At 52.9% G+C, this 23315-nt stretch carries 21 protein-coding genes; 6 read left to right on the top strand and 15 right to left on the bottom strand.

What is annotated here, in order from left to right:
- Window positions 1-10 precede the first annotated feature (10 nt).
- From acpP to MUB23_RS07210, 10 genes are all read right to left on the bottom strand, one after another.
- Entirely contained in the window at window positions 11-244 is a 234-nt protein-coding gene (gene acpP, locus MUB23_RS07255) for an acyl carrier protein (RefSeq protein ID WP_244799728.1), read from the bottom strand.
- A 125-nt stretch (window positions 245-369) separates the two neighbouring features.
- The gene (locus MUB23_RS07250) at window positions 370-1332 is read right to left on the bottom strand and encodes a beta-ketoacyl-ACP synthase III (protein ID WP_244799727.1); all 963 of its coding nucleotides are present in this window, start codon (window positions 1330-1332) and stop codon (window positions 370-372) included.
- Between the two features lie 223 nt (window positions 1333-1555).
- Window positions 1556-2254 (bottom strand): flavodoxin, encoded by a 699-nt coding sequence (locus MUB23_RS07245; RefSeq protein WP_244799726.1) that lies wholly within the window; start codon window positions 2252-2254, stop codon window positions 1556-1558.
- A 372-nt stretch (window positions 2255-2626) separates the two neighbouring features.
- Complete coding sequence (locus tag MUB23_RS07240; protein ID WP_244799725.1) at window positions 2627-2842, bottom strand: hypothetical protein; 216 nt, start codon at window positions 2840-2842, stop codon at window positions 2627-2629.
- Window positions 2843-3215: 373 nt separating this feature from the next.
- Entirely contained in the window at window positions 3216-3854 is a 639-nt protein-coding gene (locus MUB23_RS07235) for a ferritin-like domain-containing protein (protein ID WP_244799724.1), read from the bottom strand.
- A gap of 69 nt (window positions 3855-3923) precedes the next feature.
- Window positions 3924-4817, bottom strand: a complete 894-nt coding sequence (locus tag MUB23_RS07230) for a DegV family protein (RefSeq protein ID WP_244799723.1) — start codon at window positions 4815-4817, stop codon at window positions 3924-3926.
- Between the two features lie 81 nt (window positions 4818-4898).
- Window positions 4899-5588 (bottom strand): alpha/beta fold hydrolase, encoded by a 690-nt coding sequence (locus MUB23_RS07225; protein WP_244799722.1) that lies wholly within the window; start codon window positions 5586-5588, stop codon window positions 4899-4901.
- Between the two features lie 14 nt (window positions 5589-5602).
- The gene (locus MUB23_RS07220) at window positions 5603-6466 is read right to left on the bottom strand and encodes a DegV family protein (protein ID WP_244799721.1); all 864 of its coding nucleotides are present in this window, start codon (window positions 6464-6466) and stop codon (window positions 5603-5605) included.
- A 19-nt stretch (window positions 6467-6485) separates the two neighbouring features.
- Window positions 6486-7586 (bottom strand): prephenate dehydrogenase, encoded by a 1101-nt coding sequence (locus MUB23_RS07215; RefSeq protein ID WP_244799720.1) that lies wholly within the window; start codon window positions 7584-7586, stop codon window positions 6486-6488.
- Window positions 7587-7610: 24 nt separating this feature from the next.
- Window positions 7611-8933 (bottom strand): MATE family efflux transporter, encoded by a 1323-nt coding sequence (locus MUB23_RS07210; protein WP_244799719.1) that lies wholly within the window; start codon window positions 8931-8933, stop codon window positions 7611-7613.
- 245 nt (window positions 8934-9178) lie between these two features.
- On the opposite strand from MUB23_RS07210, the gene MUB23_RS07205 reads away from it, so the two are divergent.
- From MUB23_RS07205 to MUB23_RS07190, 4 genes are all read left to right on the top strand, one after another.
- Window positions 9179-10507, top strand: a complete 1329-nt coding sequence (locus MUB23_RS07205) for an MATE family efflux transporter (protein ID WP_244799718.1) — start codon at window positions 9179-9181, stop codon at window positions 10505-10507.
- The gene (locus tag MUB23_RS07200; protein ID WP_244799717.1) at window positions 10504-11415 is read left to right on the top strand and encodes a phosphatase PAP2 family protein; all 912 of its coding nucleotides are present in this window, start codon (window positions 10504-10506) and stop codon (window positions 11413-11415) included. The genes MUB23_RS07205 and MUB23_RS07200 overlap by 4 nt, the downstream gene beginning before the upstream one ends.
- A 64-nt stretch (window positions 11416-11479) precedes the next feature.
- Window positions 11480-11869, top strand: a complete 390-nt coding sequence (locus MUB23_RS07195; RefSeq protein ID WP_244799716.1) for a 4Fe-4S binding protein — start codon at window positions 11480-11482, stop codon at window positions 11867-11869.
- Between the two features lie 66 nt (window positions 11870-11935).
- Complete coding sequence (locus MUB23_RS07190; protein ID WP_244799715.1) at window positions 11936-12361, top strand: hypothetical protein; 426 nt, start codon at window positions 11936-11938, stop codon at window positions 12359-12361.
- 150 nt (window positions 12362-12511) lie between these two features.
- Here MUB23_RS07190 and MUB23_RS07185 read toward each other — a convergent pair whose 3' ends face one another.
- A complete protein-coding gene (locus tag MUB23_RS07185) occupies window positions 12512-13759 on the bottom strand; it encodes an adenosylhomocysteinase (RefSeq protein WP_244799714.1) in 1248 nt (415 codons plus the stop codon).
- 199 nt (window positions 13760-13958) lie between these two features.
- Between MUB23_RS07185 and MUB23_RS07180 the strand changes: the two genes are divergently transcribed.
- Entirely contained in the window at window positions 13959-14846 is an 888-nt protein-coding gene (locus MUB23_RS07180) for a LysR family transcriptional regulator (protein ID WP_244799713.1), read from the top strand.
- Here the strand turns inward: MUB23_RS07180 and MUB23_RS07175 are convergent.
- Genes MUB23_RS07175 through MUB23_RS07165 form a run of 3 tightly spaced genes read right to left on the bottom strand, consistent with a single transcriptional unit; the run spans window position 14827 to window position 19492 of the window.
- Window positions 14827-16101, bottom strand: coding sequence for an amidohydrolase (locus MUB23_RS07175; protein ID WP_244799712.1), 1275 nt, complete (start codon window positions 16099-16101; stop codon window positions 14827-14829). The two genes, MUB23_RS07180 and MUB23_RS07175, sit on opposite strands and share 20 nt — an antisense overlap.
- Before the next feature lie 41 nt (window positions 16102-16142).
- Window positions 16143-17201 (bottom strand): TRAP transporter substrate-binding protein, encoded by a 1059-nt coding sequence (locus MUB23_RS07170; protein WP_244799711.1) that lies wholly within the window; start codon window positions 17199-17201, stop codon window positions 16143-16145.
- Window positions 17198-19492: a helix-turn-helix transcriptional regulator gene (locus tag MUB23_RS07165; protein ID WP_244799710.1), complete on the bottom strand. Its 2295-nt coding sequence runs from the start codon at window positions 19490-19492 to the stop codon at window positions 17198-17200. Before MUB23_RS07165 ends, MUB23_RS07170 begins: the two co-directional genes overlap by 4 nt.
- A 531-nt stretch (window positions 19493-20023) precedes the next feature.
- Between MUB23_RS07165 and MUB23_RS07160 the strand changes: the two genes are divergently transcribed.
- The gene (locus MUB23_RS07160; protein WP_244799709.1) at window positions 20024-21850 is read left to right on the top strand and encodes a glycerophosphoryl diester phosphodiesterase membrane domain-containing protein; all 1827 of its coding nucleotides are present in this window, start codon (window positions 20024-20026) and stop codon (window positions 21848-21850) included.
- Here MUB23_RS07160 and MUB23_RS07155 read toward each other — a convergent pair.
- Window positions 21777-23222 carry a GntR family transcriptional regulator gene (locus MUB23_RS07155; RefSeq protein WP_244799708.1) on the bottom strand — a complete coding sequence of 482 codons (1446 nt, stop codon included), beginning with the start codon at window positions 23220-23222 and terminating at the stop codon, window positions 21777-21779. The two genes, MUB23_RS07160 and MUB23_RS07155, sit on opposite strands and share 74 nt — an antisense overlap.
- Between the last annotated feature and the right edge of the window lie 93 nt (window positions 23223-23315).

Genomic DNA, 23315 nt, shown 5'->3' with positions numbered 1-23315 from the left:
CCCGCCTTTCTTATTCCGTAATGCCTTTAGCCGCCAGGTAATCGATCACATCCTGCACCGTCACCATTTTTTCCAGGTCTTCGGTGGGGATCTCAATCTGATAGGTGTCTTCCAGGCGGGTCACCAGCTCAAACAGATCCAGAGAATCCGCGTTCAAATCATCCTTCAAGGATTTCTCCGCCGTCACGGCCTCCTCGTCCACACCAAGCTGGTCCGCAATCAGTTCTTTCATTTTCTCTAACATCACAAGTTCTCCTTTTTTTCGTGAAATTTGCTCCCGCCGTGCAAAAAAGCCGGTCTTAGGAGCGGATCTATGATTCAAGCGTAAACGCCGAAATCCAATTTGTTGGTTTGTCTCCGGTCAATCCCTTACCACTCCAAAACAAGGGAGCCCCAGCTCAGCCCCGCTCCGAAGCCGGACAGCACCAGTTTCTCCCCGCGGACCAGCTCCCCTTTCCGGTTCAGCTCATCCAGCAGGACCGGCACGCTGGCCGCAGACATATTTCCGGTCCGTTCGATGTTCATCGGAACTTTTTCCATGGGAATCCCCAAATTTTTTGCCACAGAGAGCAAAATCCTCCGGTTGGCCTGGTGGAAGACAAAGTGGGAAATTTCTTCGGCCGGGATTCCCGCTGCCTGAAGCACGCGCCGCACCGTATCCGGCACGGTCCGGACCGCAAATTTGAAGATCTCCTGTCCATCCATCCGGATAAAACTGTTTTCCTCATACCGGGCCCTCTCCGTGGGATTTTGGAGCGGGACCGCAGGACAAGATAGAGCCATGCCTTTGCTGCCCCGGCAGCCCATGTCCACCGCCAGGATTCCGGTCTCGCCGGCCTGCAGGGCCGCAGCGCCCGCGCCGTCCCCGAAGAGTACGCAGGTTCCCCGATCCTCCCAGTCCACCACCCTGGACATGGTTTCCGCGCCGATCACCAGCACTGTCTCCGCCATGCCGGAGGAAATATAGGCCTGGGCGGTGGAGAGGGCAAAGAGGAATCCGGAACAGGCCGCACTGATATCCAGGCAAGCCGCGCGGTCCGCTCCCAGGGCGCATTGAACCTGACAGGAGACGCTGGGGCAAAAGTAATCCGGCGTCATGGTTCCCACCAGAATCAGGTCCACTTCCTCCGCGGAGATCCCTCCGTTTTCCAGCGCGGCTTTTGCTGCCCTTACCGCCATCTCCGCCGTCCCGGCCTCGCTGACATACCGCCTGCCGATGCCGGTCCGTTCACGGATCCAGGCGTCGCTGGTATCCAGCCACTGCGCCAGGTCATCATTGGTCAAACACCGCTCCGGCAGATAGCTGCCGGTCCCTAATATCCTTGCCTTCATCGCATCCCTTATCCGATCTCCAATTATTTGAATTTCATATCTTTTGATATTCGTATGTTTTTATAACCTAATATTTTTGATATCAAACTATTTTAACACAAAAGTATTATATCATGAATTTCATCCGTGTCAAGGTTTTGAAAAAGGAAATATTTCAGGAATAGAAAAATGGCTGCGGAACATCCTTCTGTTCGCAGCCATCACCATCAAAAAATCAACGCTTCTATTTGGCCAGTCCGATCTCCGTCAGCCATTTCGTAAGCTCCTCCTCCGGATTTGACGTACTTGCCCTCAAACCCTCAGCGACTGTTGCCGAAGGCTCCAGCTCGCCGATGGACGAGACGGCTTGGGAAATACCGCTGCTCCCACTGGTGCAAAACGGTACAATCATCTTGCCTGAAAAATCATAGGTGTCAAAAAAGGTGAGGAGGATGCGCGGCATATCTCCCCACCAGATGGGGAAGCCCACATACACGACATCATAGTCGTCCATATGATCGATGCCGCCGGAAATCGCCGGGCGGGCATTCTCGTCGTTCTGCTCGGCGGTGGCGCGGCTGGAGCTGTCATTGTAATTCAAATCTTCGTCGGTGTAAGGCTGCTCCGGCACAATCTCATACAGATCAGCATCCTGCATTTTCGCAAGCGCTTCCGCAACGGACTTGGTGTTTCCAGTTGTGGAAAAATACACGACCAGCGCTTTTGTTCCGATTTTCTCCGGCTCTGAATTGTCAGCTCCCACATCTTCCGCTCCGCTGGCCTCTTGAGATTTTCTTTCTCCGGGCTGCCGGGATTCCGCCGAAGAAGCGGCCGTCCGTTCTGAATCAGAGGAGGGATCTTCGCCGGCAGTTTTGGCACTGCCGCAGCCAATCAAACCGTACACAAGTACGCAAGTCATTATGATCGACAAAAATCTTTTCATGCTCCAAATCCTTTCTTCCTTGTTTCTCCATCCATTTTTCTTCTAAGCGCCAGTCGTTTCTTTCCTTTGGGAAACGAAATTTCATTAATGCTCCCATACACATCATCAGCCTTGGCCCGTGTTATACTCCCAGTATATTGATCTGTTGACACGAAGTCAACAGATTTTCTATACCTATATTAAATCCTTTTGTATAATTTAAAGTTATGGAAAAAGTTTAGCTTCTTTTGAGGTTGATTGAAATTCTAAAGACAGCATTGAAACTGTAAATGCACATTCTTGCAGTCTGCGCCATGGTATACCAGTATCGAAATACACGGCATGTTTACCGCATCCTTGTCGGAATCCTTCTACTAATAAACGCATTACCCCCTATAAGAATCCCTTTCCATGAGGATAGGTTATCCCGCAGGCTTCCCGGTTTTCCGCCATATATTTGAGAATCGCGTCGAAGAAATCATCCTCGGTCTCATATTCCTTTTTCATAATCTCCATCAGCTCCCGCGAGGTCTTTCTGCGAATCGCCGCAAGCTCTTCTTTCGTATAGGGATACTTGATTTCTTTTCTGTACAAAAAATCCCACAACATGGCTCATTCTCCTTTTCCTGTCATGCAAAATAACGAACCGCTCCAAATCCATACAACTACGTTTGCTTTTTTCATTATACCTAAATCAACACATTTTGGTATGGTTTTTTGCATTAATTTCAGAAGAGTATGCAGATGTAGTTATTTTCTTTTTTTAAATCGGACGTTATGCTCTACACTGGACTCCTGAGGCAATCCATGGAGCATCAGATGCTGATTTCCTCCTCTCTTCCCCTTCCTTTTAACCGAAAAAAACGGCGCCGGCGGACAACAAAAACTCCGGGGACAGGTCAATTCCCGTCCCCGGAGTTTTTCCATGGAATGAAATAGAAAGAAACATCCGTTCTCTTCCGATTATTGCTTTTCGCGGATCTCACCGCCTGGACTGCGGTCTCTGATTCACCCCGGAGTCCGCCGCAGATCCTTCCAATTCCTGGATCAACGACTGAAAAATCCGCACATGACATTCTTCATCCAGTATGATCCGTTCCAGATTTTCTACAACACAGGTGTCCCTAATCCAGCCCGCCTGCTGCCGGTATTGACGGATGGTCTGCTCCTCCCCCGCCAGGGCTACCGTTAAAATCTCCCATGGATCCCGCGGATATGGATTGCAGCGGGGAGACCAATAGTTCATTCTCCGGCCCGCCGCACACCACAGTCTCGGATCCGCCCCCAGCTGGTAGGCCAATTCTCCAAAAATATGGAGATGGTGCATCTCAACCATACTGATCTTGCGGAAGCATTCGGAGGCCCGGGGCCACTGCTCTTTTAGGATTAAATCGTCATATAAGTACCGGCTGACCGCAGTCATCTCCGAGTCGCAGCTTCCCAGATTCACTAACATCGCATCTGCATAAGCCCGGTTGCACGCGGTTACGCGCACGGCTGGGTACGGCGGCGGGGCAAAATATTGGAATTCTTGTTCTGCCGGTCTGCCTCCGGCAAGTCCCTGATTCCCTGCCGGATGGACCCCGCAATTGCCCTGCAATCCTGGTAATTCTTGATTCATTTCTTTTCCTGCCGATCATTTTTTTCATCCTATGCAGGAAACGCTTGTTTCCAGACCAGAGTCCAGGCCCTAAGCTTCGAATTTCTCCAAGATACCGATCCCAATCGGGCGGGGGCCGGTATGTACGCCGATCGTGGCCCCGATCTGGTAAACCCGGATCTCCGCCGCCTCCCCCAAGTCTTTCAGCATCCCGGCCAAGCGGTCGCGGAAGGAAACCCCTTCCTCCGGGTCAACCCCATAGCCAACCACGATCTGGTAGCGGCTCAGAGGCCCTCCCAGCTTCTGCAGATACCCCTTAGCCGCCTCCATGACCTTTTTCATCGAACCGGCCCGGCTCCGGGAAACCCCGTAGGAAGACAATTCATTGTCCTTCCAGAGAATCAGCGGACGCAGGCGCAGCGTGGATGCCGCCAAGCCGATCAGCTTGCCGACTCTCCCGCCGTGAACCAGATAGTCCATGGTTCCGATGGTAAAAAAGATCCGGCCGCTTTTTTTCAGTTTTTCCAACTGCGGCACAGCCTGTTCAAGACTGAGACCGGCATCCCGCATCCGGACGGCTTCCAGCGCCAGCATTCCCTCAAGCACCGTCACCAAGGTACTGTCCACCACACGGATCTGCTGGTTCGGATATTCTTCCTTCATCAGATCCGCCGCTGTCATGGCAGAGTTATAAGAGCCGCTCAGCTCGGAGGCCAGGCAAATGCAAAGCGCGTCCTGCCCTTCTTCCAGGATGGGCTGAAACGCATCTGCATAGTCCTGCACCGATGGCAAGGAGGTGCGGGGATAGACTTGAGGTTCCTCCTCCATTCTCCGGTAAAAATTGTGAACGCCTAATTCCTCTCCTTCTTTTTCGTAATGTTCTCCGTCAAAGCTGACATAAAAAGGCACCACCCGGATGCCTTTCTCTCTTGTGATCTCATTTCCTAAATCGATGGAACCGTCACAGACGATTTGAAATGCCATAAGTCCGTCTTCCTTTCCTTCTGCCGAATGAAACGCTGGTCGTCGGTACATGTTTTCACTATTGTACACAATATGTTAACATTAAGCCTCAGGATTGTCAAGAGCGGACAGCTCATCCAAAAAATTTTTCAGCAGACCATATAACTTCTCCGTATGAACCACATAGCTGGCATGGGTTTCGCCAAACAAAATCCCCAGGCGGCTGCCTGGGATCGCCGCGGCCAATTTTTCCGTGTGGCTCTGCCGGATTATGTCCCGGCTTCCTGCCAGCACCAATGTGGGGGCCTGGATTTTTGCCAGCGCAGCCGGTGAGATGCGGGGTTCTTTCAGCATCATCCCCAGCAGAGGATTCTTCGTCAGCTTCCACTGGAGCCGGAAAAATGCCCGAAACCGGCGTTTTAATCCGCCCGGCGTGCTGTTTGCACCGCAGACAATCAGGGCGGACGGCAGCGCCGGTTTGGCGATGGCAATCAAAAGCGCCACGATGCCTCCGTCGCTGAAACCACAGAGGACCGGCTTCTCCAGATGAAGTCCCTGGATCAGAGAGAGAAAATCCGCCGCGATTTCCCGGTAACCAACAGTCTCCGTCCTCTCGCTCTCCCCATGGCACCGGCTGTCCGGCAGATACACTGTGTACTCCTCCGCCAGCAGACGGGCCGTCTCTTCAAAAATATGGTGATCCTCCCCGTTGCCGTGGAAAAACACCAGCGGCCGCCCCTGCCCCAACACTTCATAATGAATCCGAACCTTCGCCTTCGTGATAAATTCCATTTTCGCTTCCTTATTTATCTTGGACTTCCAACAAAGAACAGCGCGATGGTACCCGGCCCGGAATGGGACCCGATGACCGCTCCCACCGGGTTGATCAAAAAGCTCTCAATCCCAAACCGCTTGCGCACGGTATCCTTGACAAACTCTGCATCGGCCAGGCAATCGCCGTGGCTGATGAACACCGCATCGTTCTCAAATCCCTGCATCTGCTTCTCCATCCGGTCCACCAAAGCGATCAGAGATTTTTTTCTGCCCCGTACCTTATCAATCGGAACCAGATGCCCCTCGTCATCCACATGGAGCACCGGCTTGATCCCAGCCAAAGTACCCAGCACTGCCGTGGCCTTCGAGACTCTGCCACCGCGGTGCAGGTGATTTAAATCGTCCACGGTAAAGTTGTGGCAGATATGGGGCGCCAGCTCCCTGGCCCATGCGGCCAGCTCCGTCAGCCCCATGCCCTTCTTTTTCTGCTCCACCGCCTTATGAACCAAAAGCCCTTCTCCCAGGGAAGCGCAGAGGGAGTCCACCACCTCAATCTGGCAGCCGGGGTACTCCTCCATCAACATCTTTGCCGCGATCTGGCAGCTGTTGCAGCTTCCGCTGAGGCCGGAAGAAAAGGCAATGTGGAGGATGTCTTTCCCTTCCTTGATAATCGGCTCAAACAGCGCGCGTCCCTCCGCCACATTGATCTGGGAGGTCGTCGGCATAGCGCCGTTTCTCACCTTATCGTAAAATTCTTTGCTGGTTAATCCTTTATTATCCTCATAGGTAATCCCCTCCAGGACATAGGACAGGGAGGCGATCAAAATACCGTTCTCCTTTAAGTACTCCGCCGGCAGATCCGTTGTGCTGTCCGACGTAATCACAAACTCTCTCATCCTTTTGCACCATCCTTTCTCATTGGCGTTCATACACCGTATAATGATACCGGCGCAAGGTTTCCGCCGCTTTTTTCGCCGTCTCTCCATCATAGAACTCAATCCGGAGCGCGCCGGACTGAACCTCCCGCTTGTTCCGGATCTCCAGATTTTTAATGCTGAGACGGGCGCTGCCCAGTATTGTCGAGACTATCGCAATGGCTCCGGGTTCATCCGCAATTTCCAGGTAAATTTCATAGAGAGGTTCCACACCGGCCCGGTACTGGGCTTTCATGTCCGCGCGGTACTGTCTGGCGGAATCGAAATATTCCAGCAAATAGCTTCCCTTATCCCGTTTCACCGCTTCCCCCACGCGGGAAAGCGCCTCCTGATAGTGCTCCAGCGCATCCAGCAGCGCCGCTTTATTCTCCTCGCAAATCTGCTGCCACATTTCCGGCGAAGAGGATGCGATTCGGGTGATATCCTTAAAGCCGCCCGCGGCCAGCATCTTCATCAGGCCGGCCCGGTTATCCGACTTTTTCACCAAATTTACCAATGTATACGCTATGATATGCGGCAGGTGGCTGATATAGGCCGTGGCCCGGTCGTGATCCCGGTAATCCAGAATCAGAGGGATCGCTCCCACCGCTTTGACAATGGCCTGGTACTCCACCATCTGCTCCGGCCGGTTCTTCTTGGTCGGCGTCAAGATGTAATACGCGTTCTCCAACAGCCGGTCGCTGGCGTTGGCATAGCTGGTCAGCTCAGAGCCTGCCATAGGATGGCCGCCGATAAACTGTCCGGCCAGCTCCAACTCCTCCACCGCCTCATGAATCGTCGTCTTCACGCTGCCGACATCCGTCAGCAGGCAGTCGGGCCGGATGATCCCTTTCAGCTTTTTCATGCACTCAATATTAACGCTGACCGGCGCGCACAAGAAAATCATGTCGCAGGCAGCAAAATTGTCGTCGATACTGTCCTGGGCCTGGTTCAGCACGCCGTCGTCAAGCGCGGCCACCAGGCTCTCCCGGCTCCGGTTATATGCGATAATTTTCATATCCGGGCAAACCCGGCGCAGCCCCTTCGCCAAAGAGCCTCCGATCAGGCCGAGACCAATAAAACCAACCGTTTGAATCGCCATCTATTTCCTCCTCTTTCTTCTGCGTTAAATCAATGCCTTGGAATGCCATTTTTCTCCGCGGTATCGGATCATAAAGAGAATCACCCGCACGCCCCAGTCGATAAACATTGCGATCCAGACGCCGTAAAGCTGGAAGTAACGTCCCAGCAGATACGAACAGCCCACCCGGAACACCCACATGGAAAACATCGAGATCCCCATAGTAAAGGCCGCGTCGTTTCCGGCCCTGAGCGTATTCGGAAGGTTAAAGGATAAGGGCCACAAAAGCGTGCCGACCACCGCGTGCCACATCAAAAGCTGCCAGGACATTTCGTAGGCCGCATCCGACATATTGTAAATGCCGAGCAGAAACGGCCGCAGAACAATGATAAACGTAGAAACCAATCCCATCATAACCGTCGAAGCCGTGATCAGTTTCCTGGTGTAGGCGCGCGCCTGCTTTACCTCGCCGGCGCCGATACACTGGCCGACCACGGTGATCAGCGCGAGACTGACCGCGTTGCCGGGAATAATCATAAACATACTTAGATTGCTGGACACCGAATTCGCCATGATCGAAGCCGTCCCGTAGGAGGACACCAGGCTCAGCACCAATATTTTTCCCAGCTGGAACATGCCGTTTTCCAGGCCGCCGGGAATCCCGATCGAAAGAATCCTCCGAATCATCTTTCCCTGGGGGCGCAGGCGGTGGAGATTCGAGACGTGGACCGGATAAATCGGATTGTGGATCCGGACCAGCAAAAACAGGGAGCCCACGATCCGGGAAAATAAAGTAGCGATGGCCGCCCCGGCCACCCCCCACTTCAAGCCAAAAATCAAAATCGCATTGCCGCCGATATTGATCAGATTCATCACCAGAGAAACCTGCATGGAAATTTTGGAATTTCCCATCGAACGAAACAGAGCGGCCGCAGAATTATAGATTGCCATAAATGGATAGGTCAGGACGATGATCATAAAATAGGTCACTGCCTGGCTCATCACGAGTTCTTCGGTCTTGCCAAATATCAGCCGGAGCAGTCTCTCGTTACCGGCCAGCATCAGCAGTGAAACCCCGACGGCCAATATCACCGTCGCAAATAACAGCTGATTCGCGGCCTGGCAGGCGGACGATTCATCTTTCCTGCCTATGTACTGGGAACTGACAACCGCGCCGCCTGTGGCCAGGGCGGTTAATATACTTAAAATCAGATTGTTCAAAGCGTCCACCAGGGACACCCCGGATACAGCTGCCTCACCGGCCACGGACACCATCATGCTGTCCGCTATCCCGACCGTAATCGTCAGGAGCTGCTCTACCATCAGCGGAATCATCAGCTGATAGATTTGTTTTTTTGAAAATAACATGTTTCTTTCCCTTCATCGGAATCTTTCTTCATTGTACTACCAGATTACGGCAGAAGGCAAGCAAAAAAATAGACGGGCCTCCCAAAAAGCCATAGCCAAACGATGAAGTTTGAAGTATACTGGAGGAAAAGCAAGTCCGCTTGCTAAAAAATCTACCATCGGAAAGGGAAAATCTCCCTTTTCTTTTTCTTAATGAAAGCAGGATCGCCATGAGTCAATTTCAACGAAATCTTTCAGAAGGAAATGTGGCAAAACAACTTATTTTTTTTGCCGTTCCCTTCATTTTGTCCAACCTGATTCAGTCGCTCTACAATGTGGCGGATATGATTATCGTCGGCCAGTTCAGCGGTACCGTCAGCATGTCCGGCGTGAATATCGGCGGACAGATCACCTTTATTATCACCAATCTGGTCATCGGCCTTGCCGCCGGCGCAACGGTGCTGATTGCCCAGTATCTGGGAGCCGGTCAGCAAAAAGAGCTGGAGGAGACCATTGGCACATTGTTTACCGTCCTGATTCTGGCGGCCGTCCTTTTTTCCGCCCTGATGATCGTCCTCCGGGTCCCGATTCTCCGGCTAATTCAGACCCCGGCGGAATCCTTTGATGAGGCCAACCGATATCTGACCATCACTATGGCCGGAACCATTTTCATCTTCGGCTACAATGCGCTGAGCGCGGTCATGCGGGGAATGGGGGACAGCAAACGCCCGCTGTATTTCGTGGGAGTCGCCTGCGCCGTCAATGTGGGACTGGACCTTCTGATGGTAAAGCAGTGGGGCATGGGCGCAAGCGGCGCCGCCCTGGCCACCGTGATTTCCCAGGCAGCCAGCATGATCCTCTGCATCCTATATTTAAAGGTGAACGACTTTGTCTTCTCCTTTCGCCTGAGCGCCTTTGGCTTCCATAAAGAACGGCTGAAAATGCTTTTAAAGATCGGAATCCCCACCTCCGTCCAAAGCTTTGCCTCCAGCCTTTCCTTCTTGTTTCTGACCACCATGGTCAATGGTCTCGGCGTAACCGCATCGGCTGCGGTCGGCGCGGTCGGAAAGTTCAATGGCTTTGCCATCCTGCCTGCCGTGGCCATCTCCAACTCGGTGGCGGCCATGAGCGCTCAGAACATAGGCGCAGGAAAACTGGACCGGGCGAAAAAAACGTTTTTCATCGGCCTTGCGCTCTCTTTTTCTTTCAGCACCATCATTTTTACTTTAAGCCGGATCTTCCCGGAAGAGATCCTCTCCATCTTTGCCGATGATGCGGATCTCGTGGCTGCCGGAAAGGTATACCTGACTTATTTTGGCCTGGATTATCTCGTGGTGCCGTTTTTCTTTAACCTAAACGGCCTGTTCAACGGTTCCGGCCATACGACCTTCTCATTGATCAACGGCTCCATGGCCGCCATCCTGGTCCGGATCCCGGCCTGCTATTTCTTTGGCGCTATCTGCGGTTTGGGGCTCGGAGGCTATGGTCTCGGCGCGCCCTGCGCGTCCCTCGCCGCTTCCCTCGTCGGCTTCGGATACTTTTTCTCCGGCCGCTGGACCAAATCCACTATCATTCGACAGGAGGCTTCTTCATGAGCGTCTTATACTTTTTTGAATCCATCCGCAATGGTTTTTTGGACCGCCTTTTCTCGGCTCTGACCTTTTTCGGGGAAGAAATCCTGATCCTTGCCATCATCTGTATGCTGTACTGGTGCCTGAACAAAAGGCTTGCCTATCAGCTTTGCTTTACCTATTTTTTGGCCGGGCTCGGCGCTCAATTTTTAAAAGTGGTCTGCCGGATCCCGCGCCCCTGGGTGCTGGATTCGAATTTCCACCCGGTGGATACGGCCGTGCCCACTGCGACCGGCTACTCCTTTCCCAGCGGACACACCCAGGGCTCCACGGCTCTCTACGGAACGCTTGGCCTGGTTTACTGGCGGCAAAAAGGGCCGCGCCGCGGCCTGGTTCTTGCCGCGGGCCTGCTGCTTCCGGCTCTGGTCGGCCTGTCCCGCATCTACCTCGGCGTACACACGCCGAAGGACGTCCTGACCGGCTACCTGATCTCCCTTGCCGTGGCTCTGCCCGTGACCTGGTATTTTGCCGGGCATCCGGAAAAAGAAAAAGCCTCCCCGATCCTGGCAGCCGCGCTGTTTTTGATCTCCGCTGCGGTCTCCCTCACAGCCGTCGTCTTGATTCATCTTGGCGTGACCGAAGCCGTTCTGGCCTCCGACTGCTGTAAGGCAGGCGCGGCCGGGATGGGATTTTCAATCGGCTGGCTGATCGAAAAAAATTATATCCGTTTTCCAACGGAGGGAACGCTCCTGTTCCAGGCGGGTAAACTTCTCCTCGGCGCAGCCGGAGCGCTTTTGATCAAGAGCGGACTCAAAAGCCTGCTGGGCGAAAGCATCCCCTCCGACATGCTCCGCTATTTTCTCCTGGTGATCTGGGTGATGATTCTGTATCCAATTCTGATAAAAGCAGCTGCAAGACGAAGATCTTCTTGAGATTTCCGTCGAAAAACAGTATAATAGAAGAACAAATTTGGAATAACAATCAGGAGGCCGTCCTATGAAAAAACTGCATGTAGCGATTCCCCAAAACTGTAAAGCCTGTCTGCAATGCGTGATCGCCTGCTCCAACGCTTTCTACAAAAAATTTGATCCGGATCTTTCCTGTATCCAGATCGTAGAGAAAAAGGGAGCGCCGAAGGCCACGGTTTGCAGTCAGTGCGGAAAATGTGCAAAGGTCTGCGAAGCCGGCGCCATCACCCAGAAACCGAACGGAGTCTATATGATCAACAAAAAGCTCTGCACCGGCTGCGGTCAGTGCGTGGAAGCATGTCCGTTCCATGTGATGGTCATGCAGGAAGGCGCGTTGGCGCCGTCCAAGTGCATTGCCTGCGGCATCTGCGTGAAGGCATGTCCGATGCAGATTTTGGAAATTCAGGAATCCGAATGAGCCAAAACCTTTACATAAAACCGAACGAAGAGCGCATCCTAATACAAAAAAGGAGGCGCTCTTTTTATGAAAAAATTAAGTTTATTAAACCACGTTTACCAGAACACCCAGATGGGCATCGAAAGCCTGCCGCTCCTCAAATCCAAATCCCAGGACAACACTTTTCAGCGTGCGATTGATCATCAGTACCGCGAGTATAAGCAGTTGAATCAAAGGGCTCAAAATCTGATGAAGAAGAAGCATATCACCCCGAAGGATGTTCCTTCCATGGCGAAGATGTCCGCCACGGTCATGACCAACATGAAGACCCTGATGGACCGCTCCACCTCTCATCTGGCGGAGATGGTGATCCAGGGCAATACCATGGGCGTTACTCAGATTACCCGTGCGCTGCACGAGACCAAAGCTCCCGATGCGGAAGTTAAGGCTCTGGCTCATCAACTGCTGAAGACCACGGAAACCAACGTGAAAGAGCTGCAAAAGTTCCTGTAATCTCCCCGAAAAGCGCCGGACATCCGGTAAAAGAACGGGAACATAGATACCAGGAACCAAATATCCCTGCTGAAAAGGGCTGCCGCCTAAAGACGGCAGCCCCTTATTATTTCGCAATTACAACGGCGGCGCTCCCCCGGCCTCTCGCCATTACAGAGAATAACTGTTCAAATACCGGTCTTGTTCCTCGGTCAGCACGTCGATTTCCTTGCCCAGGAATTTCAGTTTCCGGGCGGCCACATCCTGATCCACCTCCCGCGGCACCGCAATCAGCACGCTTCCCAGGGTTTTCGCATTCTCTACCAGGTACTTGGCGGACAGAGCCTGAATCGCAAAGCTCATATCCATAATTTCCGCCGGATGTCCGTCCCCGGCCGCCAGGTTGACCAGGCGTCCCTCGGCCAGCACGTAGACCCAGCGGTCGCCGTCCAGGCGGTAACCCATGATATTCTGGCGCTGCTCTGCCTTCTCCAAAGCCGTCCGCTCCAAGTAGGCGACGTCGACCTCCACATCGAAATGACCCGCGTTGCACAGGATCGCCCCGTCTTTCATCACGGCGAAATCCTCCTTGTCGATCACACCGCTGCACCCGGTCACCGTGATAAACAAATCTCCCACCTTGGCCGCTTCCTTCATCGGCATCACGTCAAAGCCGTCCATCACCGCTTCGATGGCCCGGACCGGATCGATCTCGGTGACGATCACGCGGGCTCCCATCCCTTTGGCCCGCATGGATACGCCTTTTCCGCACCAGCCGTAACCGGCCACCACCACATTTTTCCCGGCCACGATCAGGTTCGTCGTCCGGTTGATCCCGTCCATCACCGACTGGCCGGTGCCGTACCGGTTGTCAAAGAGATGCTTGCAGTCGGCGTCGTTGACCAGAACCATCGGGAATTTCAGATCCCCGGCTTTTGCCATGGCTCTCAGGCGGATGATGCCTGTGGTGGTCTCCTCGCAGCCGCCGATCACATAGGGAATCTTTTCCGGGAACCGGCTGTGAAGCATATTTACCAGGTCGCCGCCGTCGTCGATGATAATCTGGCAGTTGTTCTCCAGAACATGGGCGATATGGGTCTCGTACTCCTTTTGCGTCACACCGTGCCAGGCGTGCACGTTAAGGCCGTCCTCCACCAGGGCCGCGGCCACATCATCCTGAGTGGACAAAGGATTGCTCCCGGTGATGTGCATTTCCGCTCCTCCGGCGGCCAAAACCTTGCACAGATAAGCGGTTTTTGCCTCCAGATGGATGGACAGGGCCACCCGGATCCCGGCAAAGGGCTGATCCCGGCGGAATTCTTCCTCTAACATCCGCAGCAGCGGCATATTTCTCCTGACCCATTCAATTTTCCGATGGCCCGACGGCGCCAGGCTCAAATCCCGAATCTCACTCTTCATAGTGTTCTCCTTATTATTTCTTTGTTAAAATCCGTATTTACATCTTGTAATTTCAAAAAAATATGATTATAATAATAGCAAAAGTTTACGGTTAGTCATATCAGTTTTGTATGACAACTTCCTCTTTCTTTTGTTTTTATCACTGCATCTTTTATTTTACATATGGTTATCGATAAGTCAAGCAGAAAGGACTGAAATTATGACCCTGAAACAACTGGAATATTTCTTAGCGATCGCAGAAGCGGGCCATATCACGGCCGCGGCCAAGAATCTGAACATTTCCCAACCGCCTCTCAGCCTGCAGCTCAAGGCTCTGGAGGATGAATTCGGCGTCCAGCTCTTTGAACGCGACAAGCGCAATCTGACCATCACCCATGAAGGGCTGATTTTACAGGAACGGGCCAAGGCCATTATCAACCTGGTCAACGAAACCGTCCGCGATCTGCAAAATCTGGGAGCCGAGGCCAGAGGAACCATTCACATCGGAACCATCCCTTCGGTCTGCAACACATTACTCCCGGAAAAAATCAAATCCTTCAATGAGACCCATCCCCATGTGGATTTCCAGATCTTCGAAGGCAACAGCAACCACGTTATGGACCTGCTGGAAGACGGCACCGTGGATATCGGTATCATCCGCGAACCCTTTAACACCAGCCTGTACCATGCTCTTCTAATCCGCGACGAAGCGACCGATGACGATGAGTCCGACTACTTTGCCGCTGTGGGCACACCGTCCTTCTTTGAGGATGTGCCGAGCGATGCGATTTCCTTAGAAGCCCTGAAGGGCAAACCGCTGATCATTCACCGCCGTTACAACGACGTGATCATGAACGCCTGCCGCCAGCGCGGCTTCTCACCGAATATCATCTGTCAGAACACGGAGATATCCTCCTCGATCAGCTGGGCGGAAGCGGGGATCGGCGTGGCCATCGTCTCCTATAAAAGCGCGGTCCAGACCATGAACGACAAGGTGATCATCAAGAAGATCGTTCAGCCGACCATCAGCACCAAATCCTTCTTAGTCTGGAACACGGATAAACACATCGCCAATATTGTCAAGCAGTTTACTCAGCTCTTCGAGTAACCTCATAATACACACGCTCTTCGTCAATGGTCGGGAAACGGCGGTTTTCCATCACAATCTCCCCGTCCACGAGAACCGTCTCGACTTCCGATCCATTGGCGGAATAGCTGAGAGCGGCCACCAGATCATGCTGCGGCATCATCTGCGGCTCCCTCAGATTTAAGATGGCCAGATCGGCCTTCTTCCCCACCTCGATGCTTCCAATTTCCTGCGCAAGCCCCAAGGCCTCCGCGCCTTTTCGGGTAGCCATCTGAAATGCCTCCGCGGCGCTGACTGCGACGGCATTTTTTTTATTGCCCTTGTGGATCAAGGTCACAAGCCCCATCTCATGGAACAGGTTCAGGCTGTTGTTGCTGGCCGCTCCGTCGGTGCCAAGGCAGACCCGGACTCCGGAGGCAAGCATCTCCGGCACCGGGGCAAAACCATTCCCCAGTTTCATGTTGCTGGCCGGGTTGGTGACCACGCTGACATTCGGCCGGGCGAGCAGCCGGATATCTTCTTCATCCACGTGCACGCAGTGGGCAATGAGAATGGGCACGTCCAAAAGGCCGAGGGATTCCGCATAGGCGATCGGAGAAAGGCCGGTCTCCTTTTTCATGTTCTCCACTTCAAAGGCACTCTCGGAGAGATGAATGTGGAGGGGCAGATCCCGCTTTTTCGCCGTCTGAAGCGCCTGGATCAGATAATCCCGGCCGCAGGTGTAAGGCGCATGGGGGGCAATCGTAAACGTCAGGCGAGGATGCTCCTTCCAGCGCTCAATCTCCTCCTCCGCTTCCCTAAGCCTTCGCGCTCCGCCCTCATCGTCCCCCGTCCCGGAAAGTCCGCGTCCGATTACGGCACGGATCCCGGCGTCAGCCGCCGCCTGGGCGGTCTGATGGATGTGCATCTGCATATCATTGAAGCAGGTGGTGCCGGTGCGGAGCATCTCCATGATGCCGAGCATCGCGCCCCAGTAAGCGTCTTCCGGAACCATCCGGTCCTCCCTGGGCATGACCCGCTGAAACAGCCATTCGTCAAAGGGCACGTCGTCGGCGGAATTGCGGAATAGGCTCATATAATTATGGGTATGGCAGTTGATCAGGCCCGGAATCACCAGCCGGTCCGCGGCATCGATGGTCTTCTCCGCCAAAAAGCCACCCGGCGCGCTGCCGAGAGCCAAAATCCGGCTGCCGGAGATAAAGATATCCTTTTGTTCCACCGCAAAGCCATCCCCCAAGGGAAGCAGTGCCTGACAGTTTTTAATACGAAGATTCATGTTATTCCTTTCTTTTGCGATCAGCATCCTCGATCCCTGCATTAAGAGATCGCGTCCACAGCCTGCAAAAAGAGATCTACTTTTTCCGACCCCAAATCTTTCCGGAGTTCTTCAATCACCAGCTCCGAGCCTTTTCTCAGCTCCGCTAAAAATGCCTCGTCCGGATAAATCATCTCCATACCGCTGGCCTCCTCCAGCAAGCGCTTTAACTTCTCATCATCCGATGGAGTCTCCGCCAATAAATCATTTTTGATCCCTGCAAAAAACCGGTCCAACCATCCTTTTTGCTCTTCCGTCAAAGCGTCATACTGTTTCTTGTTCATCACAAACACATAGTCCACCACCACATGGTGGGTAAAAATGATATATTTCTGAACCTCATTGAAATGGTTTCTCTCGATGGCGGATAAAGGATTTTCCTGGGCGTTGAACTCCTCCCGCCTCAACGCCATATAGAGGTCCCCAAAAGGCAGGTAAGCGGCATCAAATCCAAGGGCTTTCCAAAAAAGCATATGATAGGGATTATTCAAAGTTCGAATCTTCATCCCCGCGATATCCTGGACGGAGTGGATCGGCCGGTCGCTGGTCAGATCCCGGTAGGAGTTGGCAAAAGAAGTCATAAGTTCCAATCCCCGCTCCTCATAATATCCATGGAGCACATCGAAATAGCTGCTCTCCATCAGTCTGTTGTACGTATCATAGTCCTGGAAAAAACCGGGAATCCCCAAAAGGGCCATCTCCGGCACCACGCCGGCCTGGACCGCGCCGACGGAATTGACGATGGACAGGGTCCCTTGAACCGCGCCGGGCAGCAGCTCGTCGTCGCCGCCCAGGGCGCTTCCCTCATACATGGTGATTGTCATTTGTCCGCCGGACCATTCTGCCAGCTCCTTTTGGTATTTTTCCAGGATCCGGCCGCTGATCGAATCCTCCCAGGTAGCGGATGTGGCAATCGTCAGATGAAGGGCGCCGTCCGCCACCTCCTCGGTAGATTCCACCGGAGTCTCCGCCTTTGTATCTTGTACCGCCGGTCCGGAGCAAGACGAAAGAACCAATGCAGCCGTCAAAATTCCTATCATACCTTTTCTATATCTTCTCATTGCGCGCCTCCCTGCTCTTTCTGGCTCTCCCGGTAACCGTTCGGCGTCACGTTCTCTACCTTTTTAAAGGAACGGCAAAAACTCTGCACGGAATTAAAGCCGCATTTATAACCGATTTCCGTGATAGTCCGGCCGGTGGTCCGCAAAAGTAGTTTTGCCTGCTCAATCCGGAAGCCGTTTAAATAACTGGAGAAGTACTGTCCGGTCACTTCCACAAACAGGGAACTGAGATAGGAAGCCGTAATCCCGATATAATCGCTGATCTCATTGAGCGACAGGTTGCTGTCCATATAGTGGGCCGAGATATAGGACTTGGCTTCTTCCACATATTTATAGCGGTTTTTCCGGCTGCTGCTTCCGGCCAGACGAATCGCATCCAGGCAAAAGGCCGTCATCGCTTCCTTACAGCTGTCCACCGAAACCGCAGTTCCCGCTCCCAGCTTTGCCTGAAAGCTTTTCAGCCGGTTCAGGTCCTCCTCTGAAACACCGCTCTCAATCAGCCACTCCATCACTTCGTCCATAACCAGGCCGCAGTAAGTGGAAAGCTGTCCCGGCTCCCGGTCCTGCCATAAAAATTCCTGCAGCATCAGCCCGGATGCCTCCTCGGCTTCGGCCCGCTTGCCGTCAAAAGCCAATTTCAGCATAACCTGAACCTTTTCTTTCAGATAATACCGGTCATACCCTTGCGCAGGACCGTCCTCCTCCTCCTGCCCGCCGGCATAGTACTGCTGATACTGGATATCGTCCAGCGCTTCCTGATAGGACGCCGCCGCCCCTTCAATCCCTGTGTACATTTTTCCTTTTCCCAGAATCAAGTCAAAGGGCAGGGACTTCATTTGAGAATCCAGCACTTGCTTTAGCCGGGTCAAAAATCGCTTTGTGCGGACCGCCGCTGTTTCCTCGGATCCCCAGAGCACCAGCGCCACGGTCAAGCGGTCGACAAGGACCGGGAAAACACGAATCTCACCGGCATCGGTCTCCTTCGCCAGTTTGATGATACTTTTCTGGTAGAGCGTCATCTCAATGGAGTTGGGCTTGCGCTCTTCCGGCGGCAGAAGCCGCAGCGCAACCACCTGGTAGCGTCCGGTCAAAAGCTCCGGTGCCCCGATTCCCTGAAATGTCTCCCGGATATGTTCCGTCCCCTGGCTCTGCCCGAACAAAATCTCTCTCAACTGCTGTCTTATCACATCCTGCGAAATATTCCGCATCAGATCCTGATATTGCTCGTTCCTGCTGATCGAATCCGAATAAGCCAGCTCCAAAAAATCGACCTCATTTCCCTTGTGGGGTTCCTTGGATCCTTCGGGAAGCATCAGCTTCATCAGATGGCTGATCGGCTGGTAAACCCGTTTCGTCAGATAAAAAGAGAAGAAAATACTAAACAAAGCATAGATCAGAATCGCCGGCACCATCAGCCTTGCTGTAGAGCGGAAGCTGGCACTCATTCCTTCCTTGTCCACCTGGCAGAGGTAGCTCCATCCGGTTTGCTCCGATTGAACCAGATAATATTCCTGATCTCCGTCGTATCCTGGATTTTCTTCGCTGACCACCAGATCCGGGTGTCCCTGATACCAAGAAAGGAGGCCGGAATCCGACTCCGGATCCCCAACGATCAGTTCCCCGCCCTCGGAAAACACGGAAAAATCCAACTGTTCCTCCTGGGAGGACTGGATAATCGAAAGAAGGCCGTCGTTGTCCAGCTCCATAATCATCAGCCCGACAAACACCGGCGTGTGCATTTCTTCAAACAGATAGACGCTTCCCCCCTGGACCATCACCCGCCAGGGAGCTTCCAAATAGGTATCGCCCGGCGTGTAGCGCTCCAGATAAGCATGGATCACTTTGGCCGAATTGGAATACTCAAGCGGCAGAAACGTGCCCGATGAGGAATAAACAAGCTCAGAGAACGAGGTAAACAAAAAAGCGTCCTTGATCAGTCCATTGTTGTCCCGATGGCTTTTCAGTGTGCTGACAATCCGCGACTGGCAGGATGTATCCGTCCCTTCCGGATCAATCATGGCTTTACGGAAATCTGCGGTCCAAAGGCTCTGGACCATATCATGGGCGAGCAGATTACAGGCCAGATCCACCTCGTCGCTGATCCGGCGCATCTGTCTCAGGTTCAGATCCGCAATCTGTTCCCTCTGCCGCTCTCCAAAAATCGAATTTATGGTATATCCAAAAAACAGGATCGTAACTCCCGTCAATAAAACCAGCACAAAGAAAGTTTGGTAAAATATGCTTTTCTTCTGAAAAAGCCCGATTAATTTCTTTCGTACCCCTCTTTCCATACGCACCTCCTTTTCCCTTTTTCATGACTTATCTTAAACCATTTTTGGCCCAGCGTCAATTCATCTGCTTAGTTAAGTAAAGCGGTGCAGTATCTCCTATCTTCATCGTTTCTGCGGCCGTCCGGCAACGATTTTCTCCCTCTTTGCTCCGGCCATTTTCTTTTCTTCTTTTAGCTTCTCTTCCTCAGCCGCTTTTTATCCTTTTGGGTTAATGAATAAAAGCAGAAAAAAACAGATAAGAAATCCGTCAGGAAAACCGCAAAAAAATCCGCAAAAATAACTCATAAAAATATGAAATCGGAAAAGGAAAAAATATAAATGATTTCAAGGGTAAAAATCATAGAAACAGTAGTATAATAAAAAATAGCTGCGAAGCAGATATTTTTGCCCAAACGGAGCAACGCGGAGTTCGGGCTCCCCGTCCTTTTTATGGAGCGACGGAGGAGCGCAATAAAAAATAGCTGCGAAGCAGATATTTTTGCCCAAACGGAGCGACGCGGAGTTCGGGCTCCCGCAGAAAAAGGTGGATCAATGATGATGAACAGGGAAGATTCCTCTCAAAAATACCAAGGCGTAAAAACCATATTCAGCACCATATGGAAAAACTGGAGCGCCCTGCTCTGCTTTGAAATGTTCTACCGAGGGTTCGGCTTCCTGTTTCTGTTTCCCTTCCTCCGCTATCTCCTCAGTCTGCTTCCGCGCCTGACCGGAGAAGCTTATCTAGGGCAAAGGAACATTTTCTTGATTTTTCATCACCCGGCCGCTGTCTTGCTGTTGACCGGGATCCTTTTGACCGCAGGACTCTTCATCTATTTTGAAATAGCCGCGCTGTTTCTCTACAGCGAGAAAAGCTGGCGGCGGGAACAGATCACCACACGGAAGCTTTGGAAAGAAACCGGGAGCAAAGCTGTGCGGCTGCTGAGTCCGAAATGCCTGCCCGCCTTTTTATTTTTGCCTGTCATGATTCTATCCGTCTTTTCCATGATCAGCGGATATCTGCAAAACATACAGATTCCGGAATTCGTCATGGAGTTTATGGAGAGCAATCTCTGGCTCTTCGCTCTTTTTATCGTGCTGGTTCTATTTTTCCACTATCTTCTGTTTCTCTACATGTTCGGTTTTCCGTCCCTCCTGTTTCGGAATCAATCCTTTCTTGGTTCCTGGCGGGAAAGCCGGGAGCTCTTAAAAAAGAGAAAACTAAGAACTGCAGGAAAAATGGCCGCTTACGTGCTCTGGTTTTATCTGGCAATGGCCTTTTTAACCGCGGCTGGAATCTTGATTCTGGCCGGAGGAATCCGTCTCTTCACTCCGCCGCAAGACGCCCGTGCGCAATTTGAATTCTACTATCTCTCCCTCCAAAGCATTTGGGGGATCGTCTCCGGCGCGCTGACCTCGGTATTTTTCTGCTCCGTCATCGTGACCTTTTACCACCGGATGCGCGGCGAAGACCGGCCGGCGGAGAGCAAAAAACCACGGACGCTCCGCCATGCCGTGATCCGGACAGCGGCGGTGTCCGGCACGCTGGTCCTCCTGATTCTTTTCAGCGAATCCGAAATCGGCGGAGACACCGAATACCTGGAGGACATTCCGACTCAAATTGTCGCGCACCGGGCCGGCGCTGCCTTTGCCCCGGAAAATACAGTGGCAGCCTTACATCAGGCTGCCGAAGATGGGGCATATATGGCGGAAATCGACGTTCAGCAGCTGGCGGACGGCACCCTGGCGGTTCTCCACGACACCAATTTCAAGCGTACGACCGGCGTGGATCTAAATGTCTGGGACGCTGGTTATGAGACGGTAAAGCAGCTGGACGCCAGCGCTTCCTTTTCGGAAGCCTTTGCCGGTGAGCCGGTCCCCAGACTGGAGGACATGCTCCTCGCCGCCAAAGACCGGATTTTTCTGATGATCGAATTAAAGGCCGCCGGCCATGAGGATCACCTGGTGGAGCAAACCTTGTCTCTCATCCAAAAATATGAGATGGAAGATCAATGTATGGTAGCCTCCATGGACATGGAACTTTTAAAAGAATCCAAACGGCTGAATCCGGATATTCCGACCGTTTATATCTCTTTCCTTCTTTTTACAGAGGATTACGACTTAAAGGATCTGGACGCTTACAGCGTGGAAACCACCTCCCTCACCTACGGCCTGGTGGTCCAAGCCCATCTTCAGGGAAAACAGGTCTACGCCTGGACCGCAAATTCTGAGGACACGATAAACAAAATTCTCCGCTGTGAGGCGGACGGCCTGATCACCGATAATCCCCTGCTGGCGCAGTACTGCATCAGTCAGGCCAATGAAACCCCGCTGATGGATTGGCTGTGCGATCTCTTTTTTCCTCCTTCAGACCGTCCATGAGAGGTTGGATCTGCCGTTCCTCCTGCTCCATCAGCAGTTTCCAGTCGTCCGCGAACGCGGCCGCTTCCCAGGCTTTCAGATGGTGTTCCGCCTGGGCCATTTTCTCCCGGTAAGCCTCATGCAGATCGCTTTGGCGGAAGCGGATCCGGACAAAAGGATATCCCCAGCAAAGCAGTTCCCGGATTCTGCCATAGCATTCCCGGACCAGCGCCAGGGGGCAATGTTCCTCGATATACGCAAGGACCACGTCAAACCCCAAATAGCTTTTTCCGTCCTCCCGAAGCCGGATAAAATCTTGGGTTAGTTTTTCTCTTTCCTTCTCCCCGCTGTGCTCCAATGTATGCAGAATCACCGGCCGGATGGTCAGCGCCGAGAGCTGCAAAGCCTCCTGGTACAGGCGCAGCCCTTCTTTGATCTCCGTTTTCGAGAAATCAATCCGAAGCGTTCCGCCGCAGATTCGGTACCCTTTTCCCTGCCGGGCCTCCACCAGTCCCAGCCCCTCCAAAACGTTCATGGTCCGCCGTACGGTATTCACGGCAACCCCATACTGCTCCGCCATCTTCGGCAGGGAGGGAAGATAACCGATCAAAGAATATTTCCCGTCGATGATCTCACGAACGATCCGGGCGGCCAGGTTATCGCGTAATTGAGGTCTCCGGCGATAAATATTCCAGCGGAATGGGACCGGCTTTTCCGTCTCCAAAGAGAATTCCGAGCGAGCCTTCCGGATAAAGCGGAATAGGGAACCGGCGGCCTCGCCATAAGACAGCTCAAACTTTTCCCTCAGCATGGAAATGATTTCGTCCTTCGAACCCTCTTTTAGGATGAGACCGGCGGCCTTCTCCTTTTCTTCGTCCGCCAAATACGGAAAGCGGATATAGCGGATGGTTTCCCAGTAAAGATTCAGAAGCAGCCGGTTACGAAAGGTACCGAGGGCCAAAAGGTAGAACAAGACCGGCATGGAGACCGCCCCCTGGGATGGTTTTTGGATGCCGTCCCGAAGCATTTTCCATTCCTTCTCCCCCCATCTCCGAAGTCCTTCCTCCCAGAGAGGTTCAAACAAAAGCAGGCCGGATTGGGCAAGATCTAAAATCCCGGCTTCCCGCGGAACAAAATACTTTGCCGCATTTTCCCGAAACCGGGATGGCGAAGCCTGATAGATCACCTGCGCCGCTCTGCGGGCGTCCACCTGAATATACCCTTCCTTCTCCAGCAAGGCCAGGGCGGACCGGACCGTGGCGGGAGCCATTTGGAAAATCCCGCAAATCTGCGGGATGGACGGCAGCCGTTCCCTGTAAGAATAGAATCCGTACTGGATTCTGGCTTCATAATATTCATACACTAGTCTGTGTAATCCACTGTCTGTCTTCATCTTCTCCCTGCAGCCATTCCTCTTTCCTCATTTTGTGCCATAACAGTGCTATCATCCGCCGGTTCCTCCCATCCGGCGCTCGGCTTCGCTCTC

The sequence above is a fragment of the Cuneatibacter sp. NSJ-177 genome (genome assembly GCF_022867805.1).
Classification (GTDB): domain Bacteria; phylum Bacillota; class Clostridia; order Lachnospirales; family Lachnospiraceae; genus Pseudolachnospira.
The sequence above is the reverse complement of the archived record's forward strand: the minus strand, read 5'-3'. Positions and strand labels throughout refer to the sequence as shown.